This window comes from Streptomyces hygroscopicus subsp. hygroscopicus (assembly GCF_030269125.1).
GTDB classification, from domain to species: Bacteria; Actinomycetota; Actinomycetes; order Streptomycetales; family Streptomycetaceae; genus Streptomyces; species Streptomyces hygroscopicus_C.
Window position 1 is genome coordinate 702,269 of the sequence record NZ_BSSM01000002.1, and the last position, 17,465, is coordinate 719,733.

Annotated in this window: 14 protein-coding genes and 4 pseudogenes; 12 read left to right on the forward strand and 6 right to left on the reverse strand. The window is 72.2% G+C overall.

Annotated elements, in window-relative coordinates:
• Positions 1 to 83: 83 nt before the first annotated feature.
• Positions 84 to 2,021 (forward strand): amylo-alpha-1,6-glucosidase, encoded by a 1,938-nt coding sequence (locus QSK45_RS07640; RefSeq protein WP_285554498.1) that lies wholly within the window; start codon positions 84 to 86, stop codon positions 2,019 to 2,021.
• Between the two features lie 417 nt (positions 2,022 to 2,438).
• Here QSK45_RS07640 and dusB read toward each other — a convergent pair whose 3' ends face one another.
• Positions 2,439 to 3,569, reverse strand: a complete 1,131-nt coding sequence (gene dusB, locus QSK45_RS07645) for a tRNA dihydrouridine synthase DusB (RefSeq protein WP_285554499.1) — start codon at positions 3,567 to 3,569, stop codon at positions 2,439 to 2,441.
• Between the two features lie 177 nt (positions 3,570 to 3,746).
• Here dusB and QSK45_RS07650 point away from each other — a divergent pair, with 177 nt between their 5' ends.
• Entirely contained in the window at positions 3,747 to 5,198 is a 1,452-nt protein-coding gene (locus QSK45_RS07650) for an MFS transporter (protein ID WP_285554500.1), read from the forward strand.
• Between the two features lie 68 nt (positions 5,199 to 5,266).
• Here the strand turns inward: QSK45_RS07650 and QSK45_RS07655 are convergent, their stop codons facing one another.
• Positions 5,267 to 6,640, reverse strand: a complete 1,374-nt coding sequence (locus QSK45_RS07655) for a S53 family peptidase (protein ID WP_285554502.1) — start codon at positions 6,638 to 6,640, stop codon at positions 5,267 to 5,269.
• 156 nt (positions 6,641 to 6,796) lie between these two features.
• Here QSK45_RS07655 and QSK45_RS07660 point away from each other — a divergent pair.
• Both QSK45_RS07660 and QSK45_RS07665 read left to right on the forward strand, forming a co-directional pair.
• A pseudogene (locus QSK45_RS07660) lies at positions 6,797 to 7,717 on the forward strand (MFS transporter); the annotation flags it as partial.
• Between the two features lie 264 nt (positions 7,718 to 7,981).
• Positions 7,982 to 8,473: a hypothetical protein gene (locus tag QSK45_RS07665; RefSeq protein WP_285554678.1), complete on the forward strand. Its 492-nt coding sequence runs from the start codon at positions 7,982 to 7,984 to the stop codon at positions 8,471 to 8,473.
• Positions 8,474 to 8,589: 116 nt separating this feature from the next.
• Here QSK45_RS07665 and QSK45_RS07670 read toward each other — a convergent pair.
• Both QSK45_RS07670 and QSK45_RS07675 read right to left on the reverse strand, forming a co-directional pair.
• Positions 8,590 to 8,676: pseudogene (locus QSK45_RS07670) on the reverse strand (hypothetical protein); the annotation flags it as partial.
• Positions 8,677 to 8,857: 181 nt separating this feature from the next.
• The gene (locus tag QSK45_RS07675) at positions 8,858 to 10,240 is read right to left on the reverse strand and encodes a glycine--tRNA ligase (protein ID WP_285554503.1); all 1,383 of its coding nucleotides are present in this window, start codon (positions 10,238 to 10,240) and stop codon (positions 8,858 to 8,860) included.
• Positions 10,241 to 10,401: 161 nt separating this feature from the next.
• Between QSK45_RS07675 and QSK45_RS07680 the strand changes: the two genes are divergently transcribed.
• From QSK45_RS07680 to QSK45_RS07695, 4 genes are all read left to right on the forward strand, one after another.
• On the forward strand, positions 10,402 to 11,361 hold the full coding sequence (locus QSK45_RS07680) for a metal ABC transporter substrate-binding protein (RefSeq protein ID WP_285554504.1): 960 nt from the start codon (positions 10,402 to 10,404) through the stop codon (positions 11,359 to 11,361).
• An 11-nt stretch (positions 11,362 to 11,372) separates the two neighbouring features.
• Entirely contained in the window at positions 11,373 to 12,140 is a 768-nt protein-coding gene (locus QSK45_RS07685; RefSeq protein WP_285554506.1) for a metal ABC transporter ATP-binding protein, read from the forward strand.
• The gene (locus QSK45_RS07690) at positions 12,140 to 13,042 is read left to right on the forward strand and encodes a metal ABC transporter permease (RefSeq protein ID WP_285554507.1); all 903 of its coding nucleotides are present in this window, start codon (positions 12,140 to 12,142) and stop codon (positions 13,040 to 13,042) included. The genes QSK45_RS07685 and QSK45_RS07690 overlap by 1 nt, the downstream gene beginning before the upstream one ends.
• 61 nt (positions 13,043 to 13,103) lie before the next feature.
• Positions 13,104 to 13,514 (forward strand): Fur family transcriptional regulator, encoded by a 411-nt coding sequence (locus QSK45_RS07695; RefSeq protein WP_285554509.1) that lies wholly within the window; start codon positions 13,104 to 13,106, stop codon positions 13,512 to 13,514.
• Between the two features lie 15 nt (positions 13,515 to 13,529).
• Here QSK45_RS07695 and QSK45_RS07700 read toward each other — a convergent pair whose 3' ends face one another.
• Together QSK45_RS07700 and recO are read right to left on the reverse strand one after the other, a co-directional pair.
• Positions 13,530 to 14,366, reverse strand: a complete 837-nt coding sequence (locus QSK45_RS07700) for an isoprenyl transferase (RefSeq protein ID WP_285554511.1) — start codon at positions 14,364 to 14,366, stop codon at positions 13,530 to 13,532.
• Between the two features lie 47 nt (positions 14,367 to 14,413).
• Positions 14,414 to 15,163, reverse strand: a complete 750-nt coding sequence (recO, locus tag QSK45_RS07705; RefSeq protein ID WP_285554513.1) for a DNA repair protein RecO — start codon at positions 15,161 to 15,163, stop codon at positions 14,414 to 14,416.
• Positions 15,164 to 15,357: 194 nt separating this feature from the next.
• Here recO and QSK45_RS07710 point away from each other — a divergent pair, with 194 nt between their 5' ends.
• The 4 genes and pseudogenes from QSK45_RS07710 to QSK45_RS07725 all read left to right on the forward strand — a co-directional run bounded on the left by QSK45_RS07710 (position 15,358) and on the right by QSK45_RS07725 (position 17,453).
• Positions 15,358 to 15,657: a hypothetical protein gene (locus tag QSK45_RS07710; protein ID WP_285554515.1), complete on the forward strand. Its 300-nt coding sequence runs from the start codon at positions 15,358 to 15,360 to the stop codon at positions 15,655 to 15,657.
• Positions 15,658 to 15,794: 137 nt separating this feature from the next.
• Positions 15,795 to 15,961 (forward strand): annotated as a pseudogene (locus QSK45_RS07715) (TetR family transcriptional regulator); the annotation flags it as partial.
• Positions 15,953 to 16,279: pseudogene (locus tag QSK45_RS07720) on the forward strand (FAD-dependent oxidoreductase); the annotation flags it as partial. The pseudogenes QSK45_RS07715 and QSK45_RS07720, both read left to right, overlap by 9 nt.
• 247 nt (positions 16,280 to 16,526) lie before the next feature.
• Positions 16,527 to 17,453 (forward strand): dihydrodipicolinate synthase family protein, encoded by a 927-nt coding sequence (locus tag QSK45_RS07725; protein ID WP_285554517.1) that lies wholly within the window; start codon positions 16,527 to 16,529, stop codon positions 17,451 to 17,453.
• Positions 17,454 to 17,465 lie beyond the last annotated feature (12 nt).

The window sequence follows — 17,465 nt, forward strand, 5'->3', positions numbered from 1 at the left end:
AAGAGCTCAAGCGCCCGTCGCGAGGCGTGTCCAAGGCGGGCACCGGCACGTTCGACAGGAGTGACGAGGGAAGGGACCGGGGAATGACCGACCGGCATCACCTGCTCGTACACGGCGCGACGTTCGCCGCCGTGGGCGATCGGGGCGACATCAGCGGGGTCCGGGGCGGCGGCTCCCCGGACGGGCTGTTCGTGCGCGACGCCCGGCATCTCAGCCGCTGGCAGCTCACCGTGGACGGGGCGGTGCCCGAGGTGCTCACGCCGGTCGCCGACGGCGCCACCGCGCGCTGCGTCCTCGTGCCGCGCGGCACCTGTCCGGAGCCGCCCGCGCACACGCTCTTCCGTGAACAGGCGGTCGGGGACGGCGCGTTCGTGGAGACGGTACGGGTGACGAGCAATCGCCCGGCGCCGACGACGATCCGGCTGGCGATCACCGCGGACGCGGACTTCGCCGACCAGTTCGAGCTGCGCCCGGACCATCGCACGTACGTGAAGGCGGGCGCCCTGCGCTCCCGGATCGTGCTGGACGACGGGATCGAGTTCGCGTACCGGCGCGCGGAATGGCGTTCGTGCACGACGATCACGGCGGACCCGGCGCCGGACGCGGTGGAGGAGACGGGCACGGGCGCGCGCCGCCTGGTGTGGACGCTGGAGCTGCCGGCGCACGGCACGCGGGAACTGGTGCTGCGGGTGATGGCGCGGCCGCACGGGGACAGGCGGGCGCTGCGGGTGCCCCGGGACCCCTCCGCCGTGGAAGCCCAACGCGAATCGCTGGAAGCCGAGTTCGTGGAGGGCGTGGCCTTCCCTACCGGGTGGCCGGAGCTGGCGGCGGCCTGCGCGCGGGGCCTCACCGACCTGGCGGCGCTCCAGATCCCGGCCACCGGGCCGGACGGCGAGGAGCTGCGGGTGCCGGCCGGCGGAGCCCCCTGGCACCTGACGCTGCTCGCCCGGGACGCCCTGCTCACCTCTCTGTTCGCGCTCCCCTACCGGCCCCGCTCGGCGGCGGCGACGCTGCTCGCGCTCGCCGCGACCCAGGCGACCGGCGCGGGCCGGGGCCAGGGCGCCGAACCGGGCAAGATCGTGCACGAGGTACGGCACGGGGAGCTGGCGCACTTCGGGCAGGTGCCGTACGCGCGTTACTACGGCTCGGTCGACGCGACCCCGCTCTTCCTCGTCCTGCTCGGCGCGTACACCGAGCGGACCGGCGACCTGGCACCGGCCCGCCGCCTGGAGACGCACGCCCGAGCCGCCGTCGGCTGGATGCTGGACCACGGCGGGCTGGCCTCACGCGGCTACCTCGTCTACCGCGCCGACGAGGGCGGACTCGCCAACCAGAACTGGAAGGACTCCCCCGGCGCGATCTGCCACGCCGACGGCACGCGGCCGAGCGGGCCGGTGATGGCGGCGGGCGCGCAGGGCTACGCGTACGACGCGCTGCGGCGCACGGCGTGGGTGGCGCGCACGGTGTGGGCCGACGGGACCTACGCCGCGCTCCTGGAGCAAGCGGCCGCCGACCTGCGGGACCGCTTCCAGCGGGACTTCTGGATGCCGGACGCGTCCTTCCCGGCGCTGGCCCTGGACAGCGAGGGCCGCCGGGTCGACGCGCTGGCCTCGGACGCGGGGCACCTGCTGTGGACCGGACTCCTGGACAAGGAGTACGGCGAGGTGGTGGGCCGCCGCCTGCTGGAACCCGACTTCTTCTCCGGCTGGGGCGTGCGCACCCTGGCCTGCGGCCAGCCCGCCTACCATCCCCTCTCCCCCCACCGCGGCTCCGTCTGGCCCCACGACAACGCCCTCCTCGCCCTCGGCCTCTCCCGCTACGGCCTCCACGACGAATCCCGCGCCATCGCCCACGCCCTTCTCGCCGCCTCCCTCGCCACCTCCCACCGCCTCCCCGAGGTCCTCGCCGGCTACCCCCGCACCACCCACCCCGAACCGGTCCCCTATCCCCACACGTGCACCCTCGAATCACGCTCGGCGGCGGCTCCGCTGGCGTTGCTGACGGCGGTGGGGGGCGCCTGACGGTCCCCCGGGTGCTGTGCGGGACGCGAGGGTGCCCGGGGTGCCCGAGCACGGGCCCGGGAGCCTCGTCGTCGATCTCGACGGGCCGGTGATCGGCCGGATCCTCCCAGGCGGGCGACGGGGAGCGTCGCCCGCCGCGGGACGCGTCGAGTCGGCGTCGGCACTCTGGGTGGTGCGCACCACCGGCTCGCCGGCAAGCGCGTGGGCGAGCCGGCCGGGTGCCGCCGCGCGTGCCTCGGTCGGCGTGAGCCACGTCACCGATGCGGAGCGGTCCCGGGCAGCGGACGCCGAGCGGCGGCCCGGCCCGTGGCCCCTGGTCACGCCCACCCCTTGAGACGGCATCGCCGGGCCGCCCGGCCGGAGCATGGCCGAGAACTGGGTTCCGGCGGCCGGCGCAAGGGGCCGGGCCCCGCGGGGTCAGCCGCCGGAGGTGTCCAGTTCCGCGTCCTCGCTCACGCCCGCGCAGTCGTACGGGTCCTTCAGCCAGCCGTCCGGCAGGACCACGCGGTTGTTGCCGGAGGTGCGGCCGCGGGGGCCGTCGGCGCCGGAGGGCCAGGGCTGGGAGAGGTCCAGCTCGTCGAGGCCGTCGCGCAGCTCCGACAGGGAGGACGTGATCGCGAGGCGCTTGCGCATCTCCGAGCCCACCGCGAAGCCCTTCAGGTACCACGCGACGTGCTTGCGGAAGTCGATCACGCCCTTGGACTCGTCGCCGAGCCACTCGCCGAGCAGCCGGGCGTGCCGGACCATCACGTCGGCGACCTCGCGCAGCGTGGGCCGGCGGAAGTCGTCGCGGCCCTCGAAGGCGGCGACCAGGTCGGCGAAGAGCCAGGGGCGGCCCAGGCAGCCGCGGCCCACGACCACGCCGTCGCACCCGGTCTCGCGGACCATCCGCAGCGCGTCCTCGGCCGACCAGATGTCCCCGTTGCCGAGCACGGGGATCTCCGGCACGTGCTCCTTCAGACGCGCGATGGCGGACCAGTCGGCCGTGCCGCCGTAGTGCTGCGCCGCGGTACGGCCGTGCAGCGCGATCGCCGTCACGCCCTCCTCCACGGCGATCCGCCCGGCGTCGAGGAAAGTGAGGTGATCGTCGTCGATGCCCTTGCGCATCTTCATCGTCACGGGCAGGTCCCCCGCCCCGGACACCGCCTCGCGCAGGATCGCCCGCAGCAGGTTCCGCTTGTACGGCAGCGCCGAGCCGCCGCCCTTCCGGGTCACCTTGGGGACCGGGCAGCCGAAGTTCAGGTCGATGTGATCGGCGAGGTCCTCCTCCGCGATCATGCGGACGGCCTTGCCGACGGTCGCGGGGTCGACGCCGTACAGCTGGATCGAGCGCGGCGTCTCGCTCGCGTCGAACCTGATCAGCTGCATGGTCTTCTCGTTGCGCTCGACCAGCGCCCGGGTCGTGATCATCTCGCTGACGTACAGCCCCTTGCCCCCGCTGAACTCGCGGCACAGAGTGCGGAAGGGCGCGTTCGTGATCCCCGCCATGGGTGCGAGCACGACGGGCGGTGTCACGGCGTGCGGGCCGATGGAGAGCGGGTGGGTCATCAGACGGCTCCGGGGCGGATGTGCGGACGGGCGTACAGCGGGAAACAACGTAGGACGAGGATCCATTGTCCCTCACCGCCCGAGGTGCCGGACGACCTCGCCCGTCGGCGGGCAACCCCAGCCCGTGTAATAGTCATTAGTTAGACGCACTATCGAATTCCGCGTACGATGACGCGCATGCCAGAGCTGAGTCACCGCGGACGCCTGCTCGTGCTGGCGATCTGCTGCATGAGCCTGCTGATCGTGAGCCTCGACAACACCGTGCTGAACGTGGCGTTGCCCTCGATGCAGCGCGACCTGCACGCCACCACCTCCGGTCTGCAGTGGACCATCGACGCCTACACCCTCGTCCTGGCCTCGCTGCTGATGCTGGCGGGTTCGACGGCCGACCGGATCGGCCGCAAGCGCGTCTTCATGGCCGGCCTCGCGGTGTTCACGGCCGGCTCGGTGCTGTGTTCGCTCGCGCCCGACCTGAGCCTGCTCGTCGTCTTCCGCATGGTCCAGGCCATCGGTGGCTCGATGCTCAACCCGGTCGCCATGTCGATCATCACCAACACCTTCACCGACGCCCGCGAACGCGCCCGCGCGATCGGCGCGTGGGGCGCGGTGGTCGGCATATCCATGGCACTCGGCCCGCTGGTCGGCGGCCTGTTGGTGCAGTCCGTGAGCTGGCGCGCGATCTTCTGGATCAACCTCCCGATCGGCCTCGCCGCCCTGCTGCTCACCCTGCGCTTCGTCCCGGAGTCCCGCGCCCCCAAGGGCCGCCGCCCCGACCCGGTGGGCCAGGTGCTGGTGATCGCCCTGTTCGGCGCGCTGACGTACGGGATCATCCAGGCCCCGGACGCGGGCCCCGCCTCGGTCACGCCGTACTTCGTGATCGCCCTCGCCGCCCTGCTCGCGCTGCTCTGGTACGAGCCCCGGCGCGATGAGCCCCTCATCGACCTGCGCTTCTTCCGCTCCGCGCCGTTCAGCGGGGCGACCGTGATCGCGATCAGCGCCTTCGCCGCGCTCGGTGGCTTCCTGTTCATGTCGACGCTGTACCTCCAGAACGTGCGCGGCCTCGACGCCCTGCACGCGGGTCTGTGGATGCTCCCCATGGCCACGCCGACGTTCCTGTGCGCGCCCCTGTCCGGCCGCCTGGTCGGCACCCGCGGCCCCCGCCTGCCGCTGCTGATCGCCGGTACGGCGATGACGGTCAGCGGCCTCATGTTCGCGCTCTTCGAGGCGGAGACCTCGAACGTCACCCTGTTCATCGGATACGTCCTGTTCGGCATCGGCTTCGGCTTCGTCAACGCGCCGATCACCAACACGGCCGTCTCCGGCATGCCCCGCGCCCAGGCCGGCGTCGCCGCCGCCGTCGCCTCCACCAGCCGTCAACTGGGCCAGACCCTCGGCGTCGCGGTGATCGGCGCGGTCCTCGCCTCCGGCATCGGCGCGTCGTCGTACCGCGCCGCCTTCGTCTCCGCCGCCCGCCCCGGCTGGTGGATCCTCACCGTCTGCGGTCTCGCCGTGCTCGCCCTGGGCCTGCTCACCAGCGGCCTGTGGGCCCGTCGTACGGCCGAGCGTGCGGCGGAGCGGCTGGAGACCGCGGAGATACGGCAGGCGGTGGGCGCCGCCGGCCGCGGCTGACCCCCACGGACGAGGAAGGAGCCGGCCCCGGCAGGACACCGGGGCCGGCTCCTTCTCGGTGGGGAGCCTCAGCGGCGGGCGGCCTTGGCCAGCGCCTTGACGAAGCTCGGCGCGTCCGGTGTGCCGACGCCGGTGGCCATGTCGTAGCCGTCGACGGCCTTGTAGCCGGTGACGCCGCCGTAGCTGTTGTCCGTGCCGTCGTTGACGTCCACGACGCCGGTGCCCCTGTGCTTGGCGAGGCTGTAGAGCGCGGCGTTGATGTTGCCGAGGCGGTGCCCGGCGACCTGGTCGGCGAGGGCGACGACGCCCGCGAAGAGCGGGCTGGACTCGCTGGTGCCGCCGTAGACGTTCCAGCCGACGGCGGTCGGGTCGTAGCTGGAGTACACCCAGGCACCGCCGTTGACGGCGGCGGACATCGAGATGTCCGGGGTGCCGCGGTGAGTGCCGACGATCTTCTTGACGCCGTTCTGGAAGGCGGGCCGGGAGAACACGTGGGACTCGCCGCCGCCGCCCGCCCCGTAGTCGTTGTAGACGCTGTCGGGGCTGACCCGGTCGCCGTGGTCGTCCAGGTGCAGCTGGGTGCCGCCGACGGAGGTGACCAACGGGTCCGAGGAGGGCCAGGAGTTGACCCGCATCGGGTAGTCGCCCGAGCCGTCCAGCGTGCTGTTGGTCGGGCCGTCGTCGCCGGAGGAACCGAGGACGGTCACGCCCTTGCGGGCCGCGTCCTCGAACGCGTAGCGCAGGTTCCGGATGCTGGAGAAGTCGCCCTTGTCGAAGCCCGGGAAGGTGTTCTCGGTCGCGTCGAAGCTCTGCGTGATGACGTCGCCGACCCCGTGGTCGATCAGGGACTTCTCGGCGCTCATCATCTCCGGCAGACCGGTGACGCCCTCGGTCTCGGCCACCCCCGTCTCGACGAGCACGATCTTGGCACCCGGCGCGGCCGCGTGGGCCATCTCGACGTCCAGGGTGGACTCGCCGGCCCAGCCCGTCATGTCGGGGTTCTTCGGGTCGAAGGGGGGCACCTTGCCCCACTTGACGACCGAGACCTTGGTGCTCGCCATGCCGAACTGCTTGCTGTACACGTCGAGGTCGTGCTGGATCGTCGGGGAGCCGAACGAGTCGACGATGACGATCGTGCGCCCCTTGCCCGTGATGCCCTCGCGGTACAGCGCGCCGAGGCGGTACGCGGTGCGGTACTGCAACGGCGTGTAGCAGTTGATGTGCCACTTGGCCTGGCACTGGGCGATGGAGAGCGGGCTGTCCACGTCGTGGGCGAGGGTGTGCCCGGCGATGGCCGGAGCCGCGAAGGTGTGCGGCACGGCGGCGGGGGCCGCGGCGGCGGTGACGCCCGCGGGGGCGGCGGTCGCCAGCGCGGCGGCGACGAGGGCGGCGGCGCCGGTCGTGGCGGCAGCGACGCCTCGCCCGGTACGGGATATGCGCATGAAATCCCCTGAGAGGTCTGGTGTCGACCGAAGTGGTCTCACGCATCCCATCGAGCGAGTCATGCACAGGACAACCCTGTCGAGTTGTGGGTCTCGAATGTTTTACCCAAAGCGCACCAGTCCGCGGGGGACTGATCAACTCCCCTGCGCCGGCCGGTCGCCGCCGACATCGCGGGGAGCGGCCGGCGGGCGGTGTTCCTCGTCAACGTGCCCGTGGTGGTGCTGGGCCTGGTCCTCGCCGTACGACTGGTGCCGGAGACCCGTTCCCAGCACCCGGAGCCCGTGGACGGCCCCGGCACCGCGCTGCTCGCGGTGTCGCTGCTGACGCCGCTCGCGCCGCTCACCGAGGGCCGGGCGGCGGGCCGGCCGCTGTGGACGTGGCTGTCGCTGGCCGCGTTCCCGTTCGCGGCGGGCGCGTTTGGCTGGTGGAGCTGCGGGCGGACCGGGCGGGGCGCACGCCCCGGGTGCCGCCGAGCCTGCTCGGGCTCGTGTCGCCGCGGCGCGGGCTGGTGCTGATCGTGCCGTTCTCGGTCGGCGTCAGCGGGTTCATGTTCGTGATCGCGCTGGCGCTCCAGCAGGGGGCGCACCCGGGCCCGGTGCCGACGGGGCTCGCGCTCGCGCCGATGGCGTTGGTGTTCCTCTTCGTCTCGCTCGTGGGACCGCGGCTGATCGGACGGTTCGGCACCCGGGTGGTCCCGGCCGGGTCGGGGGTGCAGGGCGTCGGCGTGCTGCTGATCGCGCTGGCGGTCTGGCGGGACTGGCCGCATCCGGGTCTCCTCGCGCTGCTGCCGGGGGTGGCGGCGGCCGGGTCCGGTCAGGCGCTCCAACTGCCCGATTTGATGCGGCTGGTGCTGTCCGAGGTGCCGAGCGCCCGCGCCGGCGTCGGCGGCGGGATGCTGGTGACCACGCAGCAGTCGGGACTCGCGCTCGGGGGTGGCGACGCTCGGGACGCTCTACCTGACGCTGGTGCCGCACGTGGGGATGCGGGAGGCGCTGGTGGTCACGCTCCTCACGCAGGTGGCGGGGATCGTCCTGACGGGGCTGCTGGGGCTGCGGCTGCCGCGGCGGGTGGGGTGAGCGGGTGCCCGCGGCGCCGGCGCGGGTGGCGGGACTGTGGCCGGGTGCGGCCGTTCGGCGGACGGGCGCAGGGGCCCCCACCGCTTCGGCAGGGCTCGCGGAAGGGAGCCTGGAATCCGTCCTAAATCGCTTCTGACCTGGGCATTCATAGATCCACTTACTCGATTACCCACCGTTTCGAGTGGCCGACGGAGCGAAGTCGGGTCAGCCTGGGAGACGTCCGATCGAGCGAACGATCGAACGATCGAGCGACAGGAGACAACCATGACCTCCGTACTCCGCCACCACCGCTACGGCCGTGCGCTGGGCGCCGGTGCGATGACCGTGGCGCTGCTCTCCGGCGGTACGGCCGGAGCCTTCGCCGCGACCAGCACCCCCAGCCCCAAGGCGACCATGAGCGCGGGCATGCCGACCAAGAAGCCGATGCCCACCCACATGGCGACCGGGAAACCGATGCCGACGCGCACGGCGACCGCGATGGGCTCCATCACGGTCTCGACCGCCCACAAGACCGTCCGGCACGGTGAGACCGTGGCCTTCGCCGGACGCGTCAAGGGCATCAAGTCCGGCGCCACGCTGGTGCTCCAGCACCGGACGAAGGGCAAGTGGACCACCCTGCGGTCCATGACGACCGTCAACCGCAACGGCACCTTCACCATCCGCCGGGCGTTCACCGCCAAGGGCACCGAGACGGTGCGCGTGGCGACGAAGGACGGCAGGATCATGTCCTCGCCGCTCACCGTGAAGGTCAGCTGACCTCGGCAGACGTCAGCGAAGACCCCGCGGCGGCAGGTCCATGACGGCCGTGGACTCCTCGCCGACGCCGGACCGGTCCACTCCCTGGCATGACAGGGATCGCGGAGACGGCCGGTGGCCTGGAGGACGGCTCGGGCCGCGGCGGCCGGGTCGGGCACCGTGAAGGCGCCCGACCCGGCCGCTTCCTCGTTGGGCCGGGCCATCGAGCTGGGACGACTCGAAGGGCTGGGCGTTCAGCGACAACGCCGAGGCGCCGCGAGGACGTTGACACGCGCGGGACATACGGGAGCCGGGCGGGCCGAGTCGATCGGCCCGCCCGGCTTCGCGACGATCTGACCGCCGCGGACGGGCGACGGACCGTCCGCGGCGCTGCCGGTGGAGCGCTTACGCGCCGATGAGGCGCTGCGCCAGGTAGCCCTCGATCTGGTCGAGGGACACGCGCTCCTGCTTCATCGTGTCGCGCTCACGCACCGTCACCGCGTTGTCCTCGAGGGTGTCGAAGTCGACGGTCACGCAGAACGGCGTACCGATCTCGTCCTGACGGCGGTAGCGGCGGCCGATGGCGCCGGCGTCGTCGAAGTCGATGTTCCAGTTCTGCCGCAGCGCCTGCGCGAGGCCCTTGGCCTTCGGCGACAGCTCCGGGTTGCGGGACAGCGGCAGCACGGCCACCTTCACCGGGGCGAGACGGTGGTCGAGGCGCAGCACGGTGCGCTTCTCCATCTTGCCCTTGGCGTTCGGCGCCTCGTCCTCGACGTACGCGTCGAGCAGGAAGGCCAGCATGGTGCGGCCGACACCGGCCGCGGGCTCGATGACGTACGGCGTCCAGCGCTCGCCGGCCTCCTGGTCGAAGTAGGAGAGGTCCTGGCCGGAGGCCTTGGCGTGGGCGCCGAGGTCGTAGTCCGTACGGTTGGCGACACCCTCCAGCTCGCCCCACTCGCTGCCGCCGAACTGGAAGCGGTACTCGATGTCCGCGGTCCGCTTCGAGTAGTGGGAGAGCTTCTCCTTCGGGTGCTCGTACCAGCGCATGTTCTCGGTACGCAGGCCGAGGCCCGTGTACCAGTTCCAGCGCTGCTCCATCCAGTACTCCTGCCACTTCTCGTCCTCGCCCGGCTTGACGAAGAACTCCATCTCCATCTGCTCGAACTCGCGGGTGCGGAAGATGAAGTTGCCGGGCGTGATCTCGTTGCGGAACGACTTGCCCATCTGGGCGATGCCGAACGGCGGCTTGCGGCGGGAGGTGGTCTGCACCTGGGCGAAGTTGGTGAAGATGCCCTGGGCGGTCTCGGGGCGCAGGTAGGCGACCGAGCCGGAGTCCTGGGTCGGGCCGAGGTGCGTCGACAGCAGACCGGAGAACTGCTTGGGCTCGGTGAACTGGCCCTTGTTGCCGCAGTTCGGGCAGTTGATGTCGGCCAGGCCGTTCGCCGGGGCGTGGCCCTTCTTCTCCTCGTAGGCCTCTTCGAGGTGGTCGGCACGGAACCGCTTGTGACACGCGGTGCACTCGGTCAGCGGGTCCGTGAAGGTGGCGACGTGGCCGGACGCGACCCAGACCTCGGGGGCCAGGATGACGGACGAGTCGATACCGACCACGTCCTCGCGCGACGTCACCATGTAGCGCCACCACTGACGCTTGATGTTCTCCTTGAGCTCGACACCCAGCGGTCCGTAGTCCCAGGCGGCACGCTGACCGCCGTAGATCTCACTGCACGGGAAAACGAAGCCACGGCGCTTGCTCAGGCTGACGATGGTGTCGATCTTGTCGGCGGCCACGGTGCTCTCTTCATTACGACGACGGGCGTTGAAGCGAGATGCTTCCAGCGAATGATTCAGGTTACCGGCGCAGGCTCCCCCACGACCAAATCGGCCCCCGTCCCGGGACCCACGGGAGGGCTTGTTGACAACGGTTTCCATTTTTGTTGAAAATGACTGTCATGAACATACGTGGACGCCTCATACCCGTCGCCGCCCTCACGGCCGTCGCCGCGCTCGGCGTCGGCACCCTCTCCGGCTGCTCCGGGAACGACGCGGCGGCGGCCGGCGACGGCAGGCTCGACGTCATCGCGTCCTTCTATCCGATGTCCTTCCTCGCCGAGCGGATCGGCGGCGCCCACGTCCACGTCACCAGTCTCACCACACCCGGCCAGGAGCCGCACGACCTGGAGATCAGCCCCCGGCAGATCGCCGCGATCGACGACGCCGACGCCGTCCTCTACCTCAGGAACCTCCAGCCCTCCGTCGACGACGCGGTCGCCCAGTCCTCGGTGAGGACGAAGATCGACGCCGCCGCCCTGACCACCCTGGAGGCGCACGGCAACGAGGTCGGCGGGCACGCGGCCGCACACGACACCCGGCCCGGCGAGGAGTCCGCGGGCCGGGACCCGCACCTCTGGCTCGACCCCGTGCGCTACGCCCAGGTCGCCCAAGGGGTCGGCAAGGCCCTCGAGAAGGCGGACCCCCGGCACGCGGCCGACTACGAGAAGAACACCGCCGCCCTGGTCAAGCAGCTGAAGGACCTGGACCAGCGGTTCCGCGCCGGACTCGCGCACACCCGGTCCAAGGTCTTCATCACCACGCACGCCGCGTTCGGCTACCTCGCCGAGCGCTACGGCCTCACCGAGGAGGCGGTCAACGGCCTCGACCCCGACTCCGAGCCGAGCGCCGCGCGGGTGCGGGACCTGGAGCGGATGGCGAAGGCCGACCACGTCTCCACCGTCTTCTACGAGACGCTCGTCAGCGACAAGACCGCGAAGACCATCGCGCACGACGCGAACCTGCGGACCGACGTCCTCGACCCGCTCGAAGGCATCACGGCCAAGTCCCGCGGCACGGACTACTTCTCCGTCCAGAACGCCAACCTCAAGGCCCTCCAGCAGGCGCTGGGCGCCGAGTGACGGGAGATCCCATGGAAACCACCGAACCTGTCATATCCCTGCGCGGGGTGCGGGCCGACCTCGGCGCCCGCCCCGTCCTGCGCGGCATCGACCTCACGGTCCGCCGCGGCGAGGTCGTCGCCCTGCTGGGCGCCAACGGCTCCGGCAAGTCCACGGCGATCCGGGCCCTCATCGGCCAGGTCCCGGTCACCGACGGCACCGTCGAACTGTTCGGCACGCCCCGGCGCGCCTTCCGCGACTGGGCCCGCGTGGGCTACGTGCCGCAGCGCACCACGGCCGCGGGCGGCGTCCCGGCCACGGTCGCCGAGATCGTCTCGTCCGGCCGCATCGCCCGCACCCGCTTCGGCCTCTTCCGCAGGGACGACCGGGACGCCGTGCGGCACGCACTGGAGCAGGTCGGCATGGCGGACCGCGCCAAGGACGCGGTGACCGCCCTGTCCGGCGGACAGCACCAGCGCGTCCTGATCGCCCGCGCGCTCGTCGCCCGGCCCGAGCTGCTGATCATGGACGAGCCGATGGCCGGCGTCGACCTGGCCAGCCAGGAGGTCCTGGCGCGGACGCTGAAGGACCAGGTGAAGGCGGGTACGACGGTCCTCCTCGTGCTGCACGAACTGGGCCCCCTGGAACCGCTGATCGACCGGGCGGTCGTCCTGCGCGACGGCCGCGTCCTGCACGACGGCCCACCGCCGAGCGCCGTCGGCCGGCACGATCCCCGGCCCGGCCACGACCACGTGCACCCCCACGCCCCCGAACCGATCCGCACGGGACTGCTGAGCTGATGGACTTCCTGAACTACGCCTTCATGCAGCGGGCCCTGCTCGCCGCCGTCCTGGTCGGCGTCACCGCCCCCGCCATCGGCATCTACCTCGTCCAGCGCCGCCAGGCCCTGATGGGCGACGGCATCGGCCACGTCGCCATGACCGGCGTCGGCCTCGGCTTCCTGCTGTCCACGTCCCCGGTCTGGATGGCGACGGCGGTCTCCGTCCTCGGCGCCCTGCTGATGGAGCTGATCCGCTGGTACGGCCGCACACGCGGCGACATCGCGCTGGCCATGCTGTTCTACGGCGGCATGGCGGGCGGCGTGATGTTCATCAACATCGCCCCGACGGGCTCCAACGCCAACCTGATGACGTACCTCTTCGGCTCCCTCTCCACGGTCTCGCAGTCCGACGTCCTGGCGATCTGCCTGCTGGCCGCGTTCGTGGTGCTGGTCACCCTCGTCCTGCGCCGCCAGATGTTCGCGGTGAACCAGGACGAGGAGTTCGCACGGGTCCTGGGCCTGCCGGTGCGCGCGCTCAACCTGCTGACGGCGGTCACGGCGGCGGTGACGGTGACGGTCGCCATGCGCGTCGTCGGGCTGCTGCTGGTCTCCGCGCTGATGGTGGTGCCGGTGGCGGCGGCGCAGCAACTCGCCCGCAGCTTCGCCGCGACGTTCGCGATCGCGGTGGCGATCGGGGTGACCGTGACGGTGAGCGGCACGATCACGTCGTTCTACCAGGACGTTCCGCCCGGCGCGACGATCGTCCTGCTCACCATCGCCGCGTTCGCCGCGCTGACCGTGCTGGCCGCTCCGCTGGCCCGCCGACGCGCCCGCGCGGCGACGGCGGCGGAGCCCGGCGGGGACCCCGCGCAATGCGTGATCCCCGTCGCGCGCGGCACGGCGGAGGAGATCAACGCCTGACCCCGGGCGGACCGGGCTGGCACAATGGCCCGGGTCAGGGGTGAGACGTGAGGAGGCAACAGTGACGACCGCTGGACCGCCCGTGAAGGGCCGCGCGACCCGGCAACGGGCAGCAGTGGCGGCGGCGCTGGACGAGGTCGACGAGTTCCGCAGCGCGCAGGAACTCCACGACATGCTCAAGCACAAGGGCGACTCGGTCGGCCTCACCACCGTCTACCGCACGCTCCAGTCCCTCGCCGACGCCGGCGAGGTCGACGTCCTGCGCACCTCCGACGGCGAGTCCGTCTACCGCCGCTGCTCCACCGGCGAGCACCACCACCACCTCGTCTGCCGCACCTGCGGCAAGGCGGTCGAGGTGGAGGGCCCGGCGGTGGAGAAGTGGGCGGAGGCGATCGCGGCGGAGCACGGCTACGTCAACGTGGCGCACACCGTGGAGATCTTCGGTACGTGTGCGGACTGCGCGAGCGGCTGATCGCCGAGCCGCGGCTCAGGACGAGCCGTCGCCCTCCATCGCCAGCAGTTCCTCGTTCGGGATCGCGCCGCCGAAGCGGCGGTCGCGGGAGGCGAACTCGACGCACGCCCGCCACAGGTCCCGCCGGTCGAAGTCCGGCCACAGCACGTCCTGGAAGACCAGTTCGGCGTAAGCGCTCTGCCAGAGAAGGTAGTTGGACGTCCGCTGCTCCCCGCTGGGCCGCAGGAACATGTCGACGTCCGGCATGTCCGGGTAGTACAGGTACTTCTGGATCGTCTTCTCGGACACCTTCGCCGGGTCCAGCCGGCCGGCCCGTACGTCCTCCGCCAACGCCTTGGCCGCGTCCGCGAGTTCGGCCCGGCCGCCGTAGTTCATGCAGAAGTACAGCGTGAGCAGGTCGTTGTCCTTGGTCTGCTCCTGCGCGACCTGGAGTTCCTTGGCGACCGACTTCCACAGCCTGGGCATCCGCCCGGCCCAGCGCACCCGCACGCCCAGCGCGTCCAGCTGGTCCCGGCTCTTGCGGATGAAGTCGCGGTTGAAGTTCATGAGGAAGCGCACCTCCTCGGGCGACCGCTTCCAGTTCTCGGTGGAGAAGGCGTACAGCGAGATGTTGCGCACGCCCATCTCGATCGCCCCCTGGAGCACGTCGAGCACCTGCTCGGCGCCGACCTTGTGCCCCTCGGTCCGCGGCAGCCCCCGCTCCTTGGCCCACCGCCCATTGCCGTCCATGACGATCGCCACGTGGTTCGGGACCAGCTCACCGGGGAGCTTCGGCGGCCGGGCCCCGGAGGGGTGCGGCTCCGGCGCCGTGTACTCGCGCCGCTGGCGCCCCAGGATCCCGCGTACCACCATGTGCTCGACTCCCTCTACGACTCTCTAGGCCGACTATCCAGGTCCGTCTAGGACTTTTCCACGTACCGCAGCGACCGCAGCCCGCGCTCCAGATGCCAGTGCAGATAGGCGGAGACCAGCCCACTGCCCTCCCGGACGTACCGCGCCTCGCAGGCGTCCGCCGTCTCCCAGTCTCCCGTAAGCAGCGCGCCCAGCAGTACCAGGGTCCCCGGGGAGGGTACGACGCTGCCCGGCACCCGGCAGTCGGCGCACACGGAGCCGCCGGAGGCGACGGAGAAGAACCGGTTGGGGCCGGGCATCCCGCACTTCGCGCAGTCACCGAAGCTGGGCGCGTACCCGTTGACCGCGAGCGAGCGCAGCAGGAAGGCGTCCAGCACGAGGTGCGGGGCGTGCTCCCCCCGGGCCAGCGTGCGCAGGCCGCCGACCAGCAGCAGGTACTGCTGCACGGCCGGCTCGCCCTCGTGGTCGGTGAACCGCTCGGCGGTCTCCAGCATGGCCGTGCCGGCGGTGTAGCGCGCGTAGTCGGTCACGATGCCACCCCCGTACGGCGCGATCGTCTCGCTCTGCGTGCACAGCGGCAGCCCCCGCCCGACCAGTTCGCTCCCGCGCGCGAAGAACTGCACGTCCACATGGGAGAAGGGCTCCAGCCGGGCTCCGAACTTCGACTTGGTCCGCCGCACGCCCCGCGCCACGGCCCGCACCCGGCCGTGTCCCCGGGTGAGCAGGGTGATGATCCGGTCCGCCTCGCCCAGTTTCTGGGTGCGCAGCACGATGCCGTCGTCGCGGAACAGACTCATGCCCCCATTCTCCCCCATGGGCCCGACGGCCCTTCCCCGCCGGTCCGGCACGGCGGGCACCGCCGGGGCCCGCGATGTCCGAAAGGTGATCGCTCGTTGGTGGGACCCCGGCATAAGGGGGCGATTTCGTGACGAGCCTCCCGTCGGCCGTCGCGGACGGCCGCGCAGTCCCACCCCCACACGGAGGATCGACCATGAGCTTCATCCAGACGGGCAAGATCGCCCTGAGGTCCGACAATCCGATCGAGACGAGCGGCGGCAACACCTCGACCTTCACGCGGGTCACGTTCCCCACGCCGTTCCCGCCCGGTTCCGACGTGGTCGTCCTCCCGCTGACGCAGACCTTCAACGGCCCGGAGACGCCGGGCATCCGCATCCACGACGTCACCAACACGGGCTTCCTCATCCGCCTGAACGAGGTGTACGCCGGCGCCACCAAGAGCGACGGCAAGCACACCACCGAGACCATCGGCTGGCTGGCCGCGACCGTCTGACCCGCCGCTCGGAGACTCCGGCCGAGCACCGGGCACCCGGTCCCGCCCGGCCGGAGTCTCGTCAGCGCGGGCCGCCCGTTCGCCGGCCGGCGTCGCCGACGTGCTCGTTACGATCGCGGCATGACAGCGAGAAGAGGCCGGTCAGCCGCCGGGAGCGGCCCGCGAAGCCCGCGCTGACCCGGCAGGGCGTCGTGGACGCCGCCGTACGGCTCATGCGCGCCGAGGGGCTGGAGAAGGTCACCATGCGCCGTCCGGCGCAGGAGCTGGACACCCGGCCCGGCCTCGCTGTACGTGACCCCGGCGCGTCCACGCCCTCCCCATCGGCCACCGCTGGGACCGGGTCCCGGGCGTGACCCTGCCGGGCGACGCCGCCCACGTGATGCCCCCGTTCGCCGGCGAGGGCGCCGACCTGGCCATGTTCGACGGCGCGGAACTCGCCCGAGCCGTCGCCGCCCGGCCCGGCGACACCGAGGCCGCCTGACCGCCTACGAGCAGGCCCTCTTCCCCCGCCCGCGGCGCCGCCTCCGCCACGGAGTCCGCGGCCCGCCTGGACACCATGTTCGGCGAGGACGGCCCGACCCGGACGGCCGCCTTCTCCACCACCCACGCGACCTCCTCGTGACTCCCCGGACCGGCTCGGGCCGCCCCCGGGCCGCCGCACCCCGTCGGCCCGATCCCGCCGGCCGGTCCGGTGCCGTCCGCGACCCGGCCGCCGGGCGGCCGCCCCTCCGTACCCGACGCCGGAAGGCGGACAAGGTCCGCGCACAGGTGATGCCTGACTTCCCGGCCGCGTCGCACCCGGCGCACCGCTCCCGCTGTCACATCCTGTGGAGGAGGACCCGTCGACCCCCAGCCCGCAGGAGCCGTGAATGACCTTCCCCGCACCGCTCACCGGAGTCGTCCCGCCCCTGTGCACGCCCCTGACGCCCGAGCGGGAGGTCGACGTGCCCTCGCTGCTCCGGCTGGTGGACCACCTCGTGGGCGCGGGGGTGCACGGGCTGTTCGTACTCGGCTCGACCTCCGAGGCGGCCTTCCTCACGGACGCCCAGCGGCGGCGGGTGGTGGAGGCGGTCGCCGGGCACGTGGGCGGGCAACTGCCGGTGCTGGCCGGGGTGATCGACATGACGACCCCGCGGGTCCTGGACCACGTGCGGGCGGTCACGGCGGCCGGCGCGGAGGCGGTCGTGGTCACCGCGCCGTTCTACGCCCGCACCCACCCCTCGGAGATCGTCCACCACTACCGCAGGATCGCGGCGACGAGCCCGGTGCCGGTGATCGCCTACGACATCCCGGTCGCCGTGCACACCAAGCTGCCCCCCGAGCTGGTTCTGGGGCTCGCCGGGGACGGGGTGCTGGCGGGGGTCAAGGACTCCAGCGGGGATCTGGCGGCCTTCCGGCAGATCGTCACCGGGGCCCGCGCCCATCCCGGCTTCGCCGTGCTGACCGGCTCCGAGCTGATCGCCGACGCCGCGCTGGCGCTGGGCGCCGACGGGGCGGTGCCGGGGCTCGCCAATGTCGATCCGCACGGGTACGTACGGCTCTACCGGCAGTGCCGGGCGGGCGACTGGACGGGGGCGCGGGCCGAACAGGACCGGCTGTGCGCGCTGTTCGGGCTGACGGGGGTGGGCGATCCGGCGCGCATGGGCGGCAGTTCCTCGGCGCTCGGCGCCTTCAAGGCGGCCCTGCACCTGAGGGGCGTGATCGCCTGCCCGGTCACGGCCGAGCCGCAGGTGCCGCTGTCCGGCGAGGAGACGGAGAAGGTCGCCAAGTTCCTCGCGTCGGCGGGGCTGTTGTAGCGGCCCGCCGCC

What these genes read in the sequence shown, in the direction of transcription:
- QSK45_RS07655 (WP_285554502.1), bottom strand. Translation starts at nt 6,640, where the DNA reads ATGCGCATATCCCGTACCGGGCGAGGCGTCGCTGCCGCCACGACCGGC.
- QSK45_RS07665 (WP_285554678.1), top strand. Translation starts at nt 7,982, where the DNA reads ATGACCTCCGTACTCCGCCACCACCGCTACGGCCGTGCGCTGGGCGCC.
- QSK45_RS07680 (WP_285554504.1), top strand. Translation starts at nt 10,402, where the DNA reads ATGAACATACGTGGACGCCTCATACCCGTCGCCGCCCTCACGGCCGTC.
- QSK45_RS07640 (WP_285554498.1), top strand. Translation starts at nt 84, where the DNA reads ATGACCGACCGGCATCACCTGCTCGTACACGGCGCGACGTTCGCCGCC.
- QSK45_RS07685 (WP_285554506.1), top strand. Translation starts at nt 11,373, where the DNA reads ATGGAAACCACCGAACCTGTCATATCCCTGCGCGGGGTGCGGGCCGAC.
- QSK45_RS07710 (WP_285554515.1), top strand. Translation starts at nt 15,358, where the DNA reads ATGAGCTTCATCCAGACGGGCAAGATCGCCCTGAGGTCCGACAATCCG.
- QSK45_RS07725 (WP_285554517.1), top strand. Translation starts at nt 16,527, where the DNA reads ATGACCTTCCCCGCACCGCTCACCGGAGTCGTCCCGCCCCTGTGCACG.
- recO (WP_285554513.1), bottom strand. Translation starts at nt 15,163, where the DNA reads ATGAGTCTGTTCCGCGACGACGGCATCGTGCTGCGCACCCAGAAACTG.
- QSK45_RS07700 (WP_285554511.1), bottom strand. Translation starts at nt 14,366, where the DNA reads ATGGTGGTACGCGGGATCCTGGGGCGCCAGCGGCGCGAGTACACGGCG.
- QSK45_RS07690 (WP_285554507.1), top strand. Translation starts at nt 12,140, where the DNA reads ATGGACTTCCTGAACTACGCCTTCATGCAGCGGGCCCTGCTCGCCGCC.
- dusB (WP_285554499.1), bottom strand. Translation starts at nt 3,569, where the DNA reads ATGACCCACCCGCTCTCCATCGGCCCGCACGCCGTGACACCGCCCGTC.
- QSK45_RS07650 (WP_285554500.1), top strand. Translation starts at nt 3,747, where the DNA reads ATGCCAGAGCTGAGTCACCGCGGACGCCTGCTCGTGCTGGCGATCTGC.